Source organism: Treponema sp. OMZ 855 (assembly GCF_024181145.1).
In the GTDB taxonomy this organism is placed as follows: Bacteria; Spirochaetota; Spirochaetia; order Treponematales; family Treponemataceae; genus Treponema.
Genome location: NZ_CP051194.1, coordinates 2,311,762 through 2,331,120, shown reverse-complemented (window position 1 = coordinate 2,331,120; position 19,359 = coordinate 2,311,762). Strand labels below are relative to the sequence as shown.

Below are 19,359 nucleotides of genomic sequence, written 5' to 3'. Positions count from 1 at the left end.
GTATTGTGCTAGCCCTATCATGAAGCCTGCATTGGAAAAAGATTAAAATATTTTAATCGGGAATTTTGACACAAAACGGAAAGAATACGGTATGATACGGTTATGATTACGCATAAGACATTGAGTGTCTCTATCATATCGGTATTTATCTTTCTTATTATGCACAGTACACTTTTTGCGGATAAACCGAAGGACGCTAAACATACATTTTCATATCGCGGTATGCGGATGGCAAATGCCGACGGTCTTTTTTATGTTACAAAAATAGAAACCGAAATCGAGCAGGCCGGCATTATCGAAATAGAGATTAAATTCAATATGCCTGCCGATCCGCGTACACTGCAAAAAAAGAATATCAGCATAAACGGTCAGTTTTTACCTGCCAATGCGTTGATTGCTTTTAACAAAGCAGGTGATAAAATAAAAATATTGATTCGGGACTCTTTTTTATCTGCGGGAAAAGATACGCCAAATCGTCCGTTTCATCTTGATTTACCGGAAGCGAAAAGTTTTAATCATATTCCGCTCTATCTTTCACACTTTGATGATATGGAATGCGACAAAGAATATAAATTTACATTTTTGAATATTCCGCCGCAGAAACCTCCTAGGGAAATGCACGAAGAAATGCATAATCATCACCATTATGAATATATTCGTTTTGAGGAAAAAGATTGATGGCACGGGTATTAATCGTTGAAGATGATTCGGGTATTGCGGAATTCTTACAGCTTGAACTTGAGCATGAAGGATATGATATTCTCTACGCCGCAGACGGCAGAACCGCTTTGGATATTTTTGAAAAGAATGAGCCGGATCTTGTGCTGCTCGGCATCATGCTTCCCCAGTTGAACGGACTTGAAGTGTTGCGGCGAATCAGAAAAACGTCGAATACGCCGGTTATTATGCTCACCGCGCGGGGGGGATACATTCGATAAGGTGAGCGGTCTTGATTCCGGTGCGGATGACTATCTTGCAAAACCGTTTGAGATTGAAGAGTTGCTTGCACGGATGAGAGCGGTGATGCGCCGGAACAATGCACAGGGAGTAACGCCGTTAAAACTGCGTGGTATCGAACTTAACCCGAACAGTATGGGAGTAACGGTAAACAAAGAACGGGTTATGTTGTCGAAAACCGAATACCTTTTGTTAAAAACATTGCTCGAACACAAGAACACCGTTTTAAGCCGCGATACCATCATCAATACGGTATGGGGTGCAGATCATTACATCGATGAAAATTCGGTCGATGTGTATGTGCGGTATTTGCGTGCAAAAATCGACGATAAAACCGGTGAGGAATATATCTCTACGGTACGCGGCGTCGGCTATGTTATGCGGGATATCGGCAATGAAAGCATTTGATTCACCGGTACGGCAGCTCCGCATATCGACGGTACGGCAGCTTTCACTTCGCTTCTCTCTTTTGTTTGCCGTGATGATTGCCCTTTTTTCCGCCGGTATTATCGTGCTGCTTCGTTCCGGCGTTAGGCAGCAGCAAAACCGCGAACTCATTTCCGCCGCTCGGACTATTGCCGAAGCACTGAAGGACGGCCGTGTACAAGAAATCGACGCGGATCTTCCGTATTATATTACGTTTTCCGTGTATCAGAGCGGCACGCAGGAAGTGATCGCAACGAACGATCCCTTTTTACCGATGCTGCCGGTAACACCCCGCCGTGCAGAACGCTATACGGCAAAACAATACTTTATCGACGGCGATTTAAATATTCTCTACTATGCAGTACCCGTTCATGCGGGGGGCGATTACGTTATACAGACGGCGCTGAATATGGATTCCGATACGGCGGAGTCCATTATCTCCGGTGTACCGAGCATCCTTGCTCTCGTTACCGTCCCGTTGCTGCTGCTTTCGTACATCGCGGTGTTTTTTATGACAAAACGTACGATGCGAAGCGTTCGTGCTATGACCGATGCGGCAAAGAACATCAGCGGCTCCAATTTAACCGACCGGCTTCCCGTTACGGATAGGGACGACGACTTTGATGTTCTTGCAAAAACATTGAACGATTTGCTTTCCCGCCTGCAAACCGATTTTGAACGGGAACGCCGGTTTACGGCTGATGTATCCCACGAGTTAAAAACACCGCTTGCGGTGATACTCGGTCATGCGAACCTGCTGCGCCGTTGGGGAAAGCACGATCCCGACCGCTTGGAAAAATCGCTTTCGGCACTGATCCGCGAAGCGCACTCGATGGAAGCAATTATCGAAAATTTGCTGCAAATGACCCGGCTTGAAAACGGGCATATACGGATTCATAAAACGCCTATTGCCGTTGCCGAATTTTTTACGCGGCTTATCGACAGCACACAAAGCTATGCGCCGAATGTGAGCTTTACCGAAAGTATTGGGGTGCCAACCCTGTATACGGATGAAGCGCTGCTCCATCAAGTATGCACTATTATAATTTCCAATAGCGTAAAATTTGCCGGAGAATATGCGCATATCGAACTTTCGGTACAGCCTCTTTTGGAAGCGGAGCGCCTTCCTGATGCGCCTGCGTCGGAAAGTGCGTGTATTATCTCGATTTCGGATAACGGCCCCGGAATTGCGCAAGATATACTATCGCATATCTTTGAGCGCTTTTACCGCGGAGATGCCGCGCATACGAGAGGTGTGGGCGGTGCGGGGCTCGGCTTGTCGATAGCGGCAAGCATAATGCAGGCGCTCGGCGGTTCAATTCGTGCCGAAAATAACAACGGGAAAGGTGCGTGCATTATGCTTCGGTTACCCTGAAGTTTTCCCTTGACAAAAGATGCCGAGAATATACACTATAAGCGATAATTAACATATCGACAGGCTGTTGAAAGATATCCTTTCGGGTTATAAGTTATTCTAAAAATATAGGATTCTGCGATGAGTGAGAATGAAGATAAAAAGTTAGAAACACCGCCGACACAGACGCTAAAGTCTCCTTATATGCTGCAAATTGTTTCCCTTGCTATTTTGGCTGCATTGATGGTTATGCCTTTCGGTATGGATAAAATGAATTTGCTCAATTATGAGCAGACTCCGCAGCTCTTGTATCCCTTTACGGCTCTGTTTTCCGGTTTGGTACAAAAAGAGTTCTATTTTTTTTATATCAGCTGTTTTTCCTTTTTTTTATTGCCTGTAGCTTTTCTCATTATTTTAGCTTCGATCTTTTATAAAAAAATTACACAAAACATTGTTATTATCTCTGCCTTTGTTGCGGTAACATTGTATCTTGCACCTACCCTTTCGGGAATGACAGTATTCGCCAACACCATACGTTGGTTTAAATCTTTAAGTATTTTAGTGTATGCCGCTTTTTTTACTGCGCTTATCTTTCATATCTTTTTAATCAGCCGCGGTATTGCTTTAATAAAAGCAAAGAATGAAGCGTTCTCTGAATACAAGCAACTTATTTTGGAAGATGAAAAAGCTGAGAAATCGGATAAATCGGAGAAACAGCAGGGAAACAAAAAGAAAGATACAACAGAAGTTGCAGAACCGGAAGATAAAAAAAAGATTAATATAAAAACTCGAATTAAAGAACTCATTGCTGCGGTAAATGATCCTGAAAAGAAAACACATCTAAAAAATAAAATAGCCGCTGTAATTCTTATCGCAATTATTGTTATTATTTCTGCCTTTATTTATACGGATTTAAAGAACTACAAATTGCTTTTAACCCAGAATGTCAATACGACGGGTAAGAATCAAGCCGAGCAGGTCGCGGCAATTTATGATTTTTCGGATGGACTTCATGCAAAAATAAGCGCCTTTCTCGAAGGTATAAAAAAGACAAACGCCTCTTCACCTTTTCCGCACCGCCGCGTAGATATTATTACGACTGACAGTACCGCTCCTATTTTTCTTGATAAAATCGATAGTACTACGGAGCTTCCGGACTTCAACGTATTCTCTTATACGACAGAGTCCGGATCGGTACGCGATATACCGGCAGAAGAAAAACGCATTACTGCGAAAGAGGCTGCTTTCTATATAAAGCATTTTCAAAATGCAAGTACCCGGAATCAACCTATTTATAAACCGGAAAAGGGAACCTGTATTTATATATATCCTATAACTTTTTCACGGAAAGATGGGCAAAGGCTTGTCGGATTTTCCGTTGTAACATACATGAAAGAAATACTTAACCGTCCGTATTTCCAAGCAAAAGTATTTATCTTTGCACTTGCAGCAGTCTTTTTGTATGCTGTCATCATTATCACATTGTTTCTTGCTGATTTTATCGCCGCTCCTATTATTCAGCTTTGTGTAAATATTAGAAAGACAACCAATATTTTAAGCGGAATACTTTCGGGTAACGCAAAGGTTGAAGCGAACAGACTGGTCTTTGAAGATAATCTAAAAACACGGGACGAAATAAAGACGCTCTCACACGAAATAAAAAATATTATTACGCTCGTGCGTAGAATACTGCCCTATATTTCTTTTCATACTCTTCAGAATGCAGAAAAGGATATCGGCCCCAAGGGAATTACACGGAATCTTTGTTTTCTTTTTACCGATATCAGAGGGTTTACAAAGATGTGCGAAAAACTTCCTGCGCGGGAAGTCATTATGATTTTAAATCGATATCTGAACATCGAAACTAAGATTATCTTTGATCATGGCGGCGATGTTGATAAATATGTCGGCGACGAAATCATGGCGTTTTTTTCCGGACCCAATAAAGAGATAAATGCTTGTAAGGCTGCAATGGAAATACGGGAGGCACTCTACCGTGAACAACAGGCCGCTATGAAGGTAGGTAAGGAAACTATCTCGCTCGGCATCGGTATCAATACCGGCTATGTTACGTTCGGTCCTGTCGGTTCGGAAACAAGAAAAGATTTTACGTCCATCGGCGATACGGTAAATTTGGCGGCACGGCTTGAAGGTGCAAATAAAGAATACGGTTCAAAGACCATTATTTCGGAAGCTGTTTACAAGAGTCTCAACGATTCTTTCATTTGCCGAGAACTTGATTATATAACGGTAAAAGGCAGAACTGAAGTGGTGCGGATCTTTGAAGTGTTACAAGATGCTCAAAAGACCAGCAGTGATAAGCTTTATGATTTAAAAGAAGTTTTTGAAACAGGACTCGGATATTATCGACAACGAAAATGGAAGACTGCCGAAAAATATTTTTTGGAATGTGTAGAAAAATACAACGATCAACCGGCAAAAGTATTCTTAGATAGAATAGCCCACTATCGTAATTCTCCGCCTCCCGCCGACTGGAAAGGCGTCTTTGCTATGCGTATGAAATAACCAACTAAAACAACTATTGCACATAAAAAAGGCCGATCAACCGGATGGTTAATCGGCCTTTTCCATTTTAGCCTTTATCTTAACTTAAAACTTATAGCGTAAAGTTGATAACGTTTGTCCTTCACGCAATACATCGAACCACACTTCTTTTTTAACCTTTGACAATTCGCGATAGAATTCACGCATATTTGCTACCGGCACATCGTTTACCGCAGTAATAACATCGCCGGATTTAAGCCCGATAATGACTGCGGGGGTTTTATTGGTAATGTTGGTTACCAGTACTCCCGTCTGTTTTTTATCAAGCTTTAATTTATCGCGTACTTCATCAGTGAGCTCGTAACCGACAAACCCCGGCCATAATTTTGATGAGTCGGTAACGATTTTTTGATCCCGCTCTTCAATTTTTACGGAAAATGTTTGTTCTTTGCCGTCACGGATAACTACAAACTCTGCTGTCGTTCCGCTGCGGAGATCACCGACATCGCGCACGAGCTGATCGACACTTTTTACTTCTTTGCCGTTCAGCTTAACGACAAAATCTCCCGGTCGGATGCCGCCTTTAAACGCAGGGGAACCTAAGAATATGTCGATAGCCAAAGCACCGGTTTTTTCACCGAGCCCTAGAGCTTTCATAACTGTTTCGTCGGCACTCGTTAATTGCACGCCGACCCAGCCGTATTTCAGTTTACCGTCGGAAATAAGCGAGTCGATTGCGCCTTTGACGTTGTTGATCGGAATGGAAAATCCGAGCCCTTGTGAACCGCCGCTTGACGATGCGATCCATGTGTTAATACCGATAACTTGCCCGTAGATATTCACAAGCGGGCCGCCGGAGTTTCCCTGATTAATTGCCGCGTCGGTTTGGATAAAGTCGTTGATGTTATTATTCGGACCACCCGACCGTCCTACCGCGCTGACCATACCGCGGGTAACCGTCGAAACATACCCGAGCGGAGAACCGACGGCAAACACGATATCACCAACCTCTACCGCATCGGAATTTCCCAATTCGGCAATGGCAATATCTTTTTCGGTGGATTCAAACGAAACCAATGCGATGTCCCGCCGCTGATCGCCGCCGACCAGTTTTCCTTCTGCGGTATGTCCGTTATATAACTTGACGATAATTTTTTCCGCCGTACCGGTAACATGCTGATTAGTCAGCACATAATAAGTATTGCCGCTTTTACGGACGATAACGCCCGAGCCCATACCTTCTGATTTATATTCCTGCTCGCCGCCGTCATTACCATCGGATTTTTCACCGTTATTCTGATTAGGCATTCCGAAAAAGAACCACGGGAAGCCGTCCCCCGAGAGAGGATTGCGGACTTTCTTAATTTCCGTAACCGAAAGCGTTACTACTGACGGCAAAATTGCCGCAGACACTTGTCGATTTGCGCTTTGCAGCCCTTCCAGCAAGGAAATCGTCTCTTTTGTGATTGCTTCCGAATGTTTTGTATCGGCATAAACCGTTGTTGCCGAAGCAGGACTCGCAGAGCATGATGATACAAAAATCATTACAGCCATGCTCAACAGTGCGGTAAATGACAGTACTGTTTGAAATCGTTGTTTTAAATGCATGTGTTTACCTCCAATATGAGAGCGCTATATAAGGATATAAGTTTTAGAAGCCCTCGTTTGTGTATCAACTGTTTCTTAAACATATAAAATACTATTTTGATACACGCATCGGCAATAACTTGACAGAGGTTTTATATTTTGTTTGTATGTACGGATGATACGATTAGTAAACGTAAACAAACGGTACGGGGATCTTCAAGCAGTAGATAATATCAGCCTTGAAATTCCTTCCAATACGATTTTCGGGATTATCGGGAAAAGCGGTGCGGGGAAATCGACGCTCGTGCGGCTGATAAGCCTTTTAGAACCGGTGGACTCGGGCGAGATTTACTATGGAGACTCCCGTGTAGACACCTTGACGGGCAAGCTCCTACGGAATCAGCATAAAAAAATCGGGATGATTTTCCAGAATTTCAATTTATTTGCATCGCGCACGGCAGCAGGCAATATCGCCTATCCGCTTGAAATTGCCGGAATGCCGAAACGTGCTATTGCAGCAAAAGTGGAAGAAATGCTGCACGTTGTCGGGCTTGAAGGACGCGGCGATGCGCGGGTAAGTACCCTATCCGGCGGGCAAAAACAGCGGGTGGCTATTGCTCGTGCCTTGGCGGTTTCTCCTGATATCCTCTTTTGTGATGAAGCAACGAGCGCACTTGATCCGCAGACGACACGCTCAATTCTGGAGCTGCTCAAGCGGCTGCAAAAGGATATGAATTTGAGCGTTGTGATGATAACGCATCAGATGGAAGTGGTGCGCGATTGCTGTCAGCAAGTGGCCGTTATCGATAACGGTGCCGTGGCGGAAACGGGTTCCGTGCGTGAAATCTTTTCTGCACCGAAGTCGGAAGTAACCAAAGACTTCTTAATGCATATCAACCCGCTCAATCCCGAAGACACGCAGCTTATCCGATGGTCTAAAAGCGGCGGCGCCTATACGCTCCGGTTCTCAGGTGAGCTGACGAGTGAGCCTGTCTTGAGTAAAATTTCCCGCGATTACAATATTGAATTTAACATCTGCGCAGGCGGTATGCAGAAGGTCGGGGAAACGGTGGTCGGAACCCTCTTTGTCGATATTAACGGTTCACCCGAAAATATGCAAAAAGCGTTTGCTTATCTTAATCAAAACGGTATCAAAGTAGAGGAGACACGCAAATGAGTTCATGGTCAACGTTAGTGCAGCTGGTAGGAACGGCGACGGGACAAACGCTTATAATGGTATTCTTTTCTACGCTTTTTTCTTTTATACTCGGAGCACCGCTCGGCGTGCTGTTGTGCATCACTGCGGAAGGAAACCTTATGCCAAGACCGGTGTTGCATCAACTTATCGACCGGGTGGTAAACGTGTTACGCTCATTCCCGTTTATTATATTGATGATTTTGCTCTTTCCGTTTTCGCGGCTCATTATCGGTACCAGCATCGGAACCGCCGCAACGGTAGTGCCGCTTTCCATCGCCGCCGCCCCCTTTGTTGCGCGGGTTATCGAAAACGCCTTGCTGGAAATTGACCGCGGTGTTATCCAAGCGGCTCTCGCGATGGGATCATCCACTATGGAGATTATCTTTAAAGTGATGATACCGGAAGCGCTGCCGCCCCTCGTTGCAGGCATTACACTGACTATTATCAACCTTATCGGGTATTCGGCAATGGCAGGTGCAATCGGCGGCGGCGGTCTCGGCGATTTGGCAATCCGATACGGCTATCAGCGGTTCCGCAGCGATATTATGCTGGCGGCGGTCATCGTCATTTTAGTGATGGTCGAACTTATTCAATTTATCGGCACGAGGATCAGTACGGCGCTTGCAAAACGACGGTAGGAGATACTCGCTCACTGTCTTTTGTAAAGACTGGGAAGCTGCATTAAGGATGAAGAGGTAGTACTGATTAATTAGCCTTCCTACTAAAAAGCTGAGAGAAAGGGCAAACATGTCAGATTTGTTTGCCCTGGTCGTACCTTTATTTTTTATTAATTTGTTCCGTATAGAATTCAAATGCTTCTTTGTCGGTATATTTGTGGTGAACGATTTTTCCGATTGCATCGGCCATCGCTACAGGATGAGCACTCTGAAAAATATTACGTCCCATATCAAGGCCGCGGGCTCCGTCACGGATTGCATGATAAGCCAATGCAAGCGCTTCTTGTTCGGGGAGCTTTTTTCCACCGGCTACTACAATCGGCACCGGACATGCAGCGACGATTTCTTCAAAATCTTCGCAATAATATGTTTTTATAATGTTTGCACCGAGTTCGGCAATAATACGTGTTGCAAGTTTAAAATACTGTGCGGTGCGCTCCATATTCTTACCGACTGCGACTACGCCAAGAGTCGGTATGCTATAACGGATTCCCGCATTAATAACCGCAGAAAGATTATCGATGCTTTCCAGCTGACCGTCGCCGCCGATAAAGGTCTGAACTGCAAGACAGTCAGCATTCATCCTTATCGCATCTTCAATATTGACGGCAACAACTTCATGGGTTAAGTCATCCTGTACCATAGAAGAACCGGAAGATACTCTGAGCGCAATAGCTTTTTTGCAGTCGGGACGCACAGAGGTACGCAATGCTCCTCGTGTTGCCATAAGGACATCGACATGGTCATTAAGCTGGGGAATTAAAAGGTCGAGCCGTTCGAGCCCCGAAACGGACCCCATAAAATAACCGTGATCAAATGCGAACATCACGGTATTACCGGTTTGAGGATTAAAGATATTCGAGAGGTGTTTTTTCATACCCCAGTCGAGATTACCTGCCCCCTTGACATAAAATGCTCCGTCAACGGCAAAAGGGACATCCGTGTAATAATCGTGAGCTGTTTTTAAACCATCTAAATCTGCCATACTATCATTCCTATCATTAAAAGTGATAACAGGGAACCTCTAAAAACGGCTGTGTCTTTAAAGATTCCCCTATAACCTCTATTTAGAAGTTATATTTATCCATGTTTTCTTTTGTGAATACTGCACGCTCCGGAAGCAATACAACACCGGAATCGTTTGCCGTATAAGCTTTCGGATCAAGTACCGTGTTCGGCTGAATAGTTACCTTACCGATGGTAGGAATATCGATTGTGTCGCCGACTTTCATACTGTGTCCTGTTGCTGCCCAGTAGGCGAGGTAACAGGAAATTGCACCTTGAATACCGCAATCCCACAAACCCCAGCGAGTAAGAATACCTGCACGGCAATAGCCCTTAATCGCATTCGGTGTTGCAAAACCGGTAATGGTTACCTTTTTCTGATTAAGACCAAGGTTTTGTGCGGCTTGACATTGACCGGGAAGAGCAGTCGAGTCGTTACAAATAATTAAGTCGATATCTTTGTGAGCAGACAGAACCGCTTCTCCAACTGTAATTGCACGTTCCGCATCTTGGTTGGAATAGTAGTTATCCGGCGCAACATTAACCCATTTGGGATACTTTTGGCGAATATAAGCTTCGCCTGCGACATGCCATGAATTCTGATCGGTAACCGTTGCCTGAGAATAGTGCCAGCAGTATTTGATAACATCTGTATCGGGATTTTTACCTCTTTCTTTAAGAGAGGTAACGCCCATATCTACAAGCATTTTGCCGAGGATATCGGGGGTTCCCTGAGATGTCATAAGCTGCCGAGCATCAGGATTGGAATCGGAGTCCCATGTCATAACGGCAAGGCCGGCTTTGCGAGCTGCTTTCAATGCTTGATCGACACCGGCTGCATCAACGGTCGAAATTGAGATTGCATCGGCACCTTGCTGAATAGCATTGTTAATGATATTAACCTGATTCGCCACTGCTGCATCGGGGCTACCGTCATACTTTACGGTAAAACCGACCTGTTTTGCCAGTTTTTGAGCGCCTTCATTTGCTACTTCAAAAAAAGCATTGCCGCTGATTTTCGGAATAAATACGACAACAATGTCTTTCTTTGAACCACCAGAGCCCTGATCACTTGAGCCGCCGGCAAATACCGGTACGCCGACCAAGAGCGCTGCCAACATAATCGACATCAGTTTTTTCATTTTTTACCTCCTGATTTTGTCGTCCGTTGTTTTTCACCTATAGACATCTTTAAAAAATAAAATTTGTTTTTTAAAAATGCCCCCTATCGCTTGCGGAAAATACCGGTGAGATTGCTCGAAAAACCTTTCCCGGAAAATCCGCGAGATGCAACAATAATGAGCAGTAACATGCCGACCGGTATATCAAGATACTGAGTATTGACTCCAGCCATCGATAAACCGAATCGCATAATTCCAATTACCAGCGCAGAAAGCGCAGTCCCGAAAATACTGCCGCTCCCGCCGGTAATTGCCGTACCACCGAGTACGACAGCTGTTATAACCGGCAGGGTTAATTCTTTACCAAAGTCCGCCTTTGCAGTACCAAGATATGAGGTAAGCACAATCCCGGCGATCGCCGCACCGGCTCCGGAAAGCGCATACGTCGTCATCTTGATAAATCGCGTATTTACCCCGGAAAATTCGGCTGCATTCGAGTTAATACCGCACAAATACACGGAACGTCCGTAGGCAGTACGGTGCAGAATAATATAGGCAATTATCGCCATAATTAAAAACAATAAAATTTGAGAAGGAATAATTCCAAAAAAACGGAACTGCGTAACTGCCGTAAATGCAGCAGGGAAACCGCTGATACCCTTGTACAATTCAACCTTTGCAATACGGGTAATCGAAACCGCTAAACCGGAATATAAAAACGAACCGCCAAGTGTTACAACCATGGGCGGCACATTGGTATACGCAATGATAAAACCGCTTAACAGTCCGCACAGTATACCTGCAATAATCGCAAGCAAACAGGCCGCATAGATATTTACACCGCTTTGAAAAAATACACCTACAACAATTGACGAAAGGCCGACTATGGAACCTGCCTGAATATCCATCCCGCCGGCAATAATAACCATCGTTACAAAAAGCGAGATGATGCAGATCGAAATAAAGTCATTGATCGAACCGAGCAGTACAATCGGACGTAAAAAGCGCGGGTTCAACATACCGAATAAGATAATTTCGCATACAATAACGGCAATCAGCAATAATTCATTTGTAAAAGCAAACCGTTTCTTTCCCATATCGCTACCTACTCTCCGTTCCGGCTGTCTTTGCTAAGAGGCGCGTTCTCCGTGCCTTTTCAGCCGCATAATGCTGTACCAGCCCGTCTATCGTAACAATCGTGATCAATAAAATACCGGTAATCGTGCTGTCATAATCGGAAGAAAATTTTAAAAATACGAGGATGCGGTCTATCGACGCCATGATGATGGCTCCTATCAGCGCACCGAACAACGAACCTACACCACCGGACAGACTGATGCCGCCCAGAACACAGGCTGCAATCGCTTTCATTTCGTAACCGTTTCCTGCAATCGGCGTAACAAATCCGATGCGGCTTACATAGATACAACCGGCTGCGGCGGCAAAGAACGAACTGAGCACAAAGGCGCTTATCCGCGTGCGCTTTACCGGAATGCCGACCAGCTCGGCGCCGCCGATATTGTCTCCTACGGCATAAAAGTTTCGTCCTACGGCAATACGCCGCAGTAATAGCGAACCGCCGACTGCGATAATGAACGTTGCCAAGTAAATGTAAGTGATGCCGCCGACAGTCGCTTGACTGATCGCCTTATACTCAAACGGAATGTTTTCAACCCATTTTCCGCCGGTATAGACATAGATAAGACCGCGGATAACACCGTTCATACCAAGCGTCATAATAATGGAAGGAATGCCGAGATATACGAGCCCATAGCCGTTTATGAGACCGCATACGATGCCGATTCCGACGGCCGCTAAAATAGCAAGCGTCCACGGACTGCCGTCACGAATTAACGTTGCGCTTACCGCAGCAGTCAACCCCATCACTGCGCCGACTGAAACGTCGATTTCACCGATAATCAGTACAAATGCGATACCGATAGACAAAAGCGCAAATACGACGCTTGAGTTTACCGTCTGCATTAAATTTCGCGTACCGAGAAAATCGGGATTAACAATACCGACAAGAAGAAAAAGTATAACTACTATCGCAAGCGAAAAGAGGCTTCTTGCCTTAAAAATCCGCTTAAAGGATATATACTGCATTTATCCAACCATCCCTTTTTCTACACCGAAAGAAGCCGCCATCAGCGCCTGTTCGTTTATTTCATCTTTTGAAAATTCATGATTAATTCTACCACGGTACATGGTAACCACCCGATCGCTCATTGTAATGATTTCTTCCATATCGGAACTAATCAGTAAGATAGCTACGCCTGTTTTTTTAAGCTCTTTGATAATCGCGTACACATCACTGCGAGCTCCCGCATCAACACCGCGCGTCGGTTCGTCAAGAATAACAAGGTGCGGATTTGTAGAAAAACATCTTCCGATAATCACTTTTTGCTGATTGCCGCCGGAAAGAGAACCCATTATCTGGCCGTCGCCGGTAACTTTAATATGAAATTCATCGATGTATTTTTTTGCAAGCGATTTTTCTTGTACGGTATTGATAAGCATTCGCTTTAACGTTGTAAGTGTTATAGAGGTAATATTATTACGCACCGTTGTCAATTTAAAAATCCCGTTTAAAAACCGGTCTTCGGGAAGATAATTGATCCCCTTTGCAATAATCCGCTTGGTCTTCAACCCCGTAATATCTTCTCCGTTTAAATACACTTTTCCGCTCAGCACCTTATCGCGGCCGTAAAGCGTTGTTGCGAGCTCCGTTTTACCGGCTCCTACGACACCTGTCATACCGAGAACTTCTCCGGGATAGACATCAAGATTGACATCGGCAAAACCGTAACCGCTGAGAGTTTTAAGTGAAAGTACCGGCTCTTTTTTTTCGACTTTCGTCGTCTCAATCGTTTCTTCTTCGAGCATTTTTTCGACACTTTCCGGTGCGAGCCCTTTTAACAACATGTCGTATGTAAAGTCTTTGGTGTCGCCATCCATCGTAATAGTACCATCTATCAAAAGCGCAATGCGGTTTGCTATAGCAAATACTTCATTTAAACGATGCGTTATATAAATGACACCGACTTTCTTTTTTTTCAATTCGGCGATAATGTTAAAAAGAGAGTTAACCTCTTCAAACGTAAGTGAAGACGTCGGTTCATCAAAAAACATGATGCGTGCTTCACGCATCAGACCGCGTAAGATTTCTACCAACTGCTGTTCCGCAATCGAGAGCATACGCGCTGTTCTATCAAAATCGAGCTTCCAGCCGAGCTGCTGCATAATATCCATAAGACGCTTATGAAGTTCTTTCTTTTTACCGGGAACCCCCATCAAAATATTTTCTTCAAGCGTCATATTTGAAAAAAGCATCGGCTCCTGCGGTATAAGATATACTCCCGCATGCAGCGAGGCCGATGGACTTCCGAAATGAATAGGTTTTCCGTCTACAAGGATATCTCCGCTTTCCGGTCTGTTTATTCCCATAATGGTCTTTACCAGCGTGCTTTTACCGGCGCCGTTACCTCCGATAAGCGCAAGAACGTCTCCCGGGTAGACATTAAGGTCAACACCTTTAAGTACGGCATTGGAACCGAATGATTTATAGATTTTCTTTACCGACAGCAACGGCGCTGCGTTTTCATCCATAGGTTGTTTCCTCTCTCACTCAAGAGTAAAAATTAAAGAACTTTTGTTCTTGATATGAACATTTATCAATATTTTAAGTATAAGACGAAAGAAACGATTTGTCAAATGTATATTTGATAAAATAGCAAAATTTCAGCGAGACAGGAATTTCTTACTGTTTTTAAAGTTTTGTTAATTAAATTATGAAGAAAATGAATGATTAGTCCTAATAACCTATCGGTTAAATCTTGTTTTTTTAGATCTAATGTGATAATATGTTCATAGTGTGATATTTTGTTCGTTTAGGAGAAAAAAAACACAATGACGGATGATTGGGAAAAAGAGCTTATCGTACGTATTGCATGGTATTATTACATACAAAAGAAGACGCAAAAAGAAATAGCTGATATGCTCGGTATTTCCCGTATGCGTGTTATAAGATTGCTTGAAAAGGCTGAACGGGAAAACGTTGTGCAAATCAGTATTCATAACGATTTTAGAGGCAGGTTGAAAACCGAGCAAGAGCTAATCGATATCTACCGGCTTGATGATGCCTTTGTAATCCCGTCCGATGAACGCCATACCCCCGAAACGCTTAATGATGCGGTTGCGAAGGCGGCTGCCATGTACATCGACGAACACTTCTCCGATACTCCCATCATCAATATCGGATATGGTGATACGACCGGACGGTTTATGAATTATTTTTCGCAAATTTCAAAAAAGAAACCGACGTATATCTCACTCACCGGCGGAGTGAGTATTTATCTGCTCAACACACAGCTCTCTGCCGGAAATGCATCACTCTACCTTATTCCGGCTCCTTTCGTTGCATCAACAAAAGAAATTGTTGACGCAATCAAAAAAGAAACGGCCGTTATTGAAATTTCGCGGATGCACCCGACGGCAAGTTGTTCGGTTATCGGCATCGGCGGTATGGATGATAATGCGACTGTTATTAAGTCCGGTATCATACAAAAAAACGATTTCGATTTTCTCAAAATGCGCGGCGCTGCGGGTGATGTGCTTGCTCATTTTTTTGACGAAAACGGAACTTTTATTCCGGTTTCTACCGAAGAACGCCTTATCACATATTCACCGGAAGCATTAAAAAAACTGCACAATGTCATTGCCGTTGCTGCTGGAACGGTTAAACGCACTGCAATCAGAGCGGCGCTTCGGGGACAGTACCCGAATATTCTCATAACGGATGAAGCAACCGCAGAGTGGCTCATTGAAAATAAGTAAAGGAGTATTGGGAGATAATTATGAGTGAAAAGTATTTGATGGCTATCGATGCCGGTACGGGGAGTGTTCGCGCTGTCATTTTTGATGTAAAAGGAAATCAAATCGAATGCGTACAGCAAGAATGGGAGCATCTTGAAGATCCGAAATATCCCGGAAGTATGAACTTCGATTGGGAAAAAAATTGGGACTATGCGCGCCGCTGTATCGCCGGGGTAATGGAAAAATCACACATCAACAATGCCGACATCGTTGCCGTTTCGACAACTTGTATGCGCGAAGGGATTATCTTATACGATAAGACAGGAAAAGAAATCTGGGCATGTGCCAATGTCGATGCGCGCAGTACGGACGAAGTGGTACAGCTTAAAAAAAAGTCGCTCTCTCTTGAACATGAACTTTATCTTGAGACCGGACAAACGTATTCGCTCAGTGCGCTGCCGCGTATCCTTTGGGTAAAAAATAATTTGCCGGAAGTATATGAGAACATTGCTTCTATTGGTATGTTTAACGACTGGCTTATCTATAAAATGAGCGGGAAACTGGTTGTGGAACCGAGTAACGGCTCTACAAGCGGGCTTTTTTCATTGATAAAGCGGACATGGGATAAAACGATTGCAGAGCGTTGCGGTCTTAAACGCGATATCTTCCCGCCGGTACAGGAATGCGGTACGCTCGTTTCCCACGTCAGCAAAGAGGGCGCTAAAGAAACCGGATTGAAAGAAGGAACTCCTATTATTGTCGGTGGCGGAGATGCCCAGCTTGGTACAATCGGAGTCGGCGTAACGGAAGCGAATGAAGCGGCTGTTTTCGGTGGGACATTTTGGCAATATGAATATAACACCGCAAGCGGAAGCATATCGGACGACTGCGATATACGGGTGAACTGCCATGTACAGCCGAATCTTTGGCAGTATGAAGCGCTTGCATTTAAACCCGGCCTGATGATGCGCTGGTACCGCGACGGATTTTGTAGCGAAGAACAAAAAGAAGCTGCCGCACAAGGTAAGGATGTCTATGCGCTGATGGATGAACGCGCCGAAAAAATCCCGGTTGGTTCGAACGGTATGTTCTGTACATTCAGCGATGTTATGAATTTTTCCGCATGGCGCCATGCAGCCCCTACGTTTACGAACTTCACCTTTGAAGCGGAGCTGTTCAATAAATACACCTTTTACCGTTCCATCCTCGAAAGCACTGCGCTTATCACTTACGGCCATATGCAGCTGGTTGCATCAAAAGGAGGCGGAATGCCGTCCGCGGTAACGTTCGGCGGCGGAGCTGCGAAGAGCCGGTTATGGGCGCAAATCGTATGCGATGCACTCGGCGTGCCTCTGCGCATACCGGTCGTAAAAGAAGCAACCGCGCTTGGGGCGGCAATGCTCGCGGCGACAGGCGTCGGTATATACGGCAGTATAAAAGAAGCGGCGGCGGCGATGGTGAAAATCGAAACGACACTACAGCCGAATATGGAACATCATAAAAAATACATGGAAATGTACAAGATATGGCGGAATATATACGATGCCCAACTCGATTTGAGCGATCGCGGCATCACGCAGTACATGTGGGCTGCGCCGGGCATTACCGGAAAATAGAAAGGAACTTCTAAAAACTTCAGGTTTTAGAAGTTTTCTTTAGATGTAACTTGTGATGTTTTAATTTAAGTCATTATATTGTAAAGACTTAAATTAAAACTCGACGGGCACCTCTATTCCGAAGGATGCGAAGCAAATCTAACCGAGTTTTTAGAGGTGCCCAGAGCATAATAGGAGAATAATATGTTTATAGTAGATGAAAAAGATAAAGAGTATCGTTTTCAGGATCACGGGCCGAAGTATTTGATGAAAGGGCCTCGAATGAATTTTGCGATAGTGCAGTTCCAACCGGGACAGGATTTTAGAGCGCATTATCACGACATAATGGAAGAAAATTTTTACATCCTTGAAGGTGAGGTAGATATCGTTGTCGATAACGTCATGCACCATCTGACAAAGGGGCAATTCATCCATATTGAGCCCAAGGAAGTTCATTATGTTATCAATCGATCCAATGCCGTGATGCGCATGGTATCGACGCTTGCCCCCTATCAAGACAACGATAAAATTGAAGTGGATAATCCGGTATTGGAATAAAGGCCACAGAGCGCTCTTGTTGACATACTTTGCTTTTTCAATTGACCTTTCAGCGATAGTATGCGAAAATAAAAAGATGTCCGCATCGTAATCAACCAAATCTACAGATGTGGGCAAGAAGGAGCATAAATCTATGTTAAAAAAAATGATTGGCATTTTGTCTGCGGGGCTGATGATTGCAGCTCTTATGTCATGTACTCAGGCAAAAAAGGAAGAGGGACCTATCACGCTTCATTATTGGACGCATGAAGACCCCGCCCGTACGGAGCTTGAAACAAAGCTTATCGCCGAATTTGAAAAAGCAAATCCGAATATCAAAGTCGAGCGGACGACGCAGGGCGCTGCAAAGCTGATTGAACTGGTACAGACTGCTTTTGCGGCTAATCAGGGACCGGATATTTTCAATTTATCTATCGAAGATGAATATTCTTATGTTGCGAACGGTAGAGTCGCTCCGGTTGATCCCAAAGCTGCCGGTTATGCCGATCAGGCAGCTATCTATGACAGCTATTTGCCGGAAATTCTCAATGCCGTAACCAAAGACGGAAAAGTATACGGTCTGCCGTTGGAAATTACCAACTGGTGTATCTATATCAATAAGAAGATTTTCCGTGATGCCGGTTTGGATCCCGAAAAAGATTATCCCAAAACATGGGAAGATATGGTTGCTGTTTCCGAAAAATTGGTTATCCGCGACGGTGATATTTTGGTGCGCAGAGGGTTCGATTTCCGCTATCCGTATTATCTTGTTGCCTTTGTTCCGATGGTGGAACAGCTCGGTGGTCAGCTGATCAGTGATGATGGAAAAACAGCGATTGTCGGCGATGAAGCATGGATCAAGTTCCTTACCTTTATGCGCGATTGGGGACCCTCCGGAAAGAACCTTGGCTCTCCCACCTACAAGAGCGCACGTAACCTGTTCAACAAAGACAATAACGACATTGCAATGGCAACGACCGGTTTATACCAGCAGGGACGGATCCGCAAGGATAATCCCGACTTCTATAATAGCGGTGAATGGATGGTTGTTCCGTTCCCTCAATTTAAGAACGCAGTTAAAGAAGTTCCCGCTTGCTATTACGGACATTTCTTAATGGTTAACAACGATATTTCCAAGGCGAAGCAGGAGGCTGCATGGAAGCTCATCGGCTTTTTACTCAAGCACGGTGAAGACTACCTACGCGAAGGAGGTAACATTATTCAGCCGACCAAAGCCTTGCTCGACTCGCAGACACTCAAAGATATGCCGTATTCCGATGTATTTATCAACGATATGAACAAAGGACACATGGTGTATTACGGAGCGAACAGTGCTGAGTTGCAAACGGCAATCCGCTCGGCAGTTGAGTCGGTTATGCTGTCCGGTGTAGCTCCTGAAAAAGCGCTTGAGTCTTTGCGAGCAACGGCTCAAGAAATTCTTGACGAAGAAAATAAAAAATAAATAGTTACCTTGCAATGCGATGTTCTAACTCGTGCTATTTGTACGAGTTAGAACTCGCCGACCTATTCGCCAACGAAGCTATTGAACAGGTCTAGTACTCATCGGTAAAAGGAAAAGCGG

The 19,359-nt window shown here is 44.5% G+C and carries 15 protein-coding genes and 1 pseudogene; 10 read left to right on the top strand and 6 right to left on the bottom strand.

Features of this window, described 5'->3' with window-relative positions; all coding sequences use genetic code 11:
- Positions 1-102 precede the first annotated feature (102 nt).
- The 4 genes and pseudogenes from E4N65_RS10660 to E4N65_RS10645 all read left to right on the top strand — a co-directional run bounded on the left by E4N65_RS10660 (position 103) and on the right by E4N65_RS10645 (position 5,263).
- A complete protein-coding gene (locus E4N65_RS10660) occupies positions 103-678 on the top strand; it encodes a hypothetical protein (protein ID WP_253673204.1) in 576 nt (191 codons plus the stop codon).
- Positions 678-1,365: pseudogene (locus E4N65_RS10655) on the top strand (response regulator transcription factor). The gene E4N65_RS10660 and the pseudogene E4N65_RS10655 overlap by 1 nt, the downstream one beginning before the upstream one ends.
- On the top strand, positions 1,352-2,758 hold the full coding sequence (locus tag E4N65_RS10650; protein ID WP_253673202.1) for a sensor histidine kinase: 1,407 nt from the start codon (positions 1,352-1,354) through the stop codon (positions 2,756-2,758). The pseudogene E4N65_RS10655 and the gene E4N65_RS10650 overlap by 14 nt, the downstream one beginning before the upstream one ends.
- A 120-nt stretch (positions 2,759-2,878) precedes the next feature.
- Positions 2,879-5,263 (top strand): adenylate/guanylate cyclase domain-containing protein, encoded by a 2,385-nt coding sequence (locus E4N65_RS10645; RefSeq protein WP_253673200.1) that lies wholly within the window; start codon positions 2,879-2,881, stop codon positions 5,261-5,263.
- Positions 5,264-5,347: 84 nt separating this feature from the next.
- On the opposite strand, the gene E4N65_RS10640 is transcribed toward E4N65_RS10645, so the two are convergent.
- Positions 5,348-6,850: a Do family serine endopeptidase gene (locus E4N65_RS10640; protein WP_253673198.1), complete on the bottom strand. Its 1,503-nt coding sequence runs from the start codon at positions 6,848-6,850 to the stop codon at positions 5,348-5,350.
- A gap of 154 nt (positions 6,851-7,004) precedes the next feature.
- Here E4N65_RS10640 and E4N65_RS10635 point away from each other — a divergent pair, with 154 nt between their 5' ends.
- Entirely contained in the window at positions 7,005-8,006 is a 1,002-nt protein-coding gene (locus E4N65_RS10635) for a methionine ABC transporter ATP-binding protein (RefSeq protein ID WP_253673197.1), read from the top strand.
- Complete coding sequence (locus tag E4N65_RS10630; RefSeq protein ID WP_253673196.1) at positions 8,003-8,665, top strand: methionine ABC transporter permease; 663 nt, start codon at positions 8,003-8,005, stop codon at positions 8,663-8,665. The genes E4N65_RS10635 and E4N65_RS10630 overlap by 4 nt, the downstream gene beginning before the upstream one ends.
- A 139-nt stretch (positions 8,666-8,804) precedes the next feature.
- Here the strand turns inward: E4N65_RS10630 and lsrF are convergent, their stop codons facing one another.
- The 5 genes from lsrF to E4N65_RS10605 all read right to left on the bottom strand — a co-directional run bounded on the left by lsrF (position 8,805) and on the right by E4N65_RS10605 (position 14,439).
- The gene (gene lsrF / locus E4N65_RS10625) at positions 8,805-9,689 is read right to left on the bottom strand and encodes a 3-hydroxy-5-phosphonooxypentane-2,4-dione thiolase (RefSeq protein ID WP_253673195.1); all 885 of its coding nucleotides are present in this window, start codon (positions 9,687-9,689) and stop codon (positions 8,805-8,807) included.
- Between the two features lie 82 nt (positions 9,690-9,771).
- On the bottom strand, positions 9,772-10,851 hold the full coding sequence (locus tag E4N65_RS10620; RefSeq protein WP_253673194.1) for a substrate-binding domain-containing protein: 1,080 nt from the start codon (positions 10,849-10,851) through the stop codon (positions 9,772-9,774).
- An 83-nt stretch (positions 10,852-10,934) separates the two neighbouring features.
- Positions 10,935-11,927: an ABC transporter permease gene (locus tag E4N65_RS10615; RefSeq protein ID WP_253673193.1), complete on the bottom strand. Its 993-nt coding sequence runs from the start codon at positions 11,925-11,927 to the stop codon at positions 10,935-10,937.
- 4 nt (positions 11,928-11,931) lie between these two features.
- Entirely contained in the window at positions 11,932-12,936 is a 1,005-nt protein-coding gene (locus tag E4N65_RS10610) for an ABC transporter permease (RefSeq protein WP_253673192.1), read from the bottom strand.
- Positions 12,937-14,439: a sugar ABC transporter ATP-binding protein gene (locus tag E4N65_RS10605; RefSeq protein ID WP_253673191.1), complete on the bottom strand. Its 1,503-nt coding sequence runs from the start codon at positions 14,437-14,439 to the stop codon at positions 12,937-12,939. It lies immediately after the preceding gene.
- A 300-nt stretch (positions 14,440-14,739) separates the two neighbouring features.
- Here E4N65_RS10605 and E4N65_RS10600 point away from each other — a divergent pair, with 300 nt between their 5' ends.
- From E4N65_RS10600 to E4N65_RS10585, 4 genes are all read left to right on the top strand, one after another.
- Complete coding sequence (locus E4N65_RS10600; RefSeq protein WP_253673190.1) at positions 14,740-15,666, top strand: sugar-binding transcriptional regulator; 927 nt, start codon at positions 14,740-14,742, stop codon at positions 15,664-15,666.
- A gap of 20 nt (positions 15,667-15,686) precedes the next feature.
- A complete protein-coding gene (lsrK, locus tag E4N65_RS10595; protein WP_044014771.1) occupies positions 15,687-17,261 on the top strand; it encodes an autoinducer-2 kinase in 1,575 nt (524 codons plus the stop codon).
- 183 nt (positions 17,262-17,444) lie between these two features.
- Entirely contained in the window at positions 17,445-17,798 is a 354-nt protein-coding gene (locus E4N65_RS10590; RefSeq protein WP_044014773.1) for a cupin domain-containing protein, read from the top strand.
- Between the two features lie 133 nt (positions 17,799-17,931).
- Entirely contained in the window at positions 17,932-19,239 is a 1,308-nt protein-coding gene (locus E4N65_RS10585; RefSeq protein ID WP_044014775.1) for an ABC transporter substrate-binding protein, read from the top strand.
- Positions 19,240-19,359 lie beyond the last annotated feature (120 nt).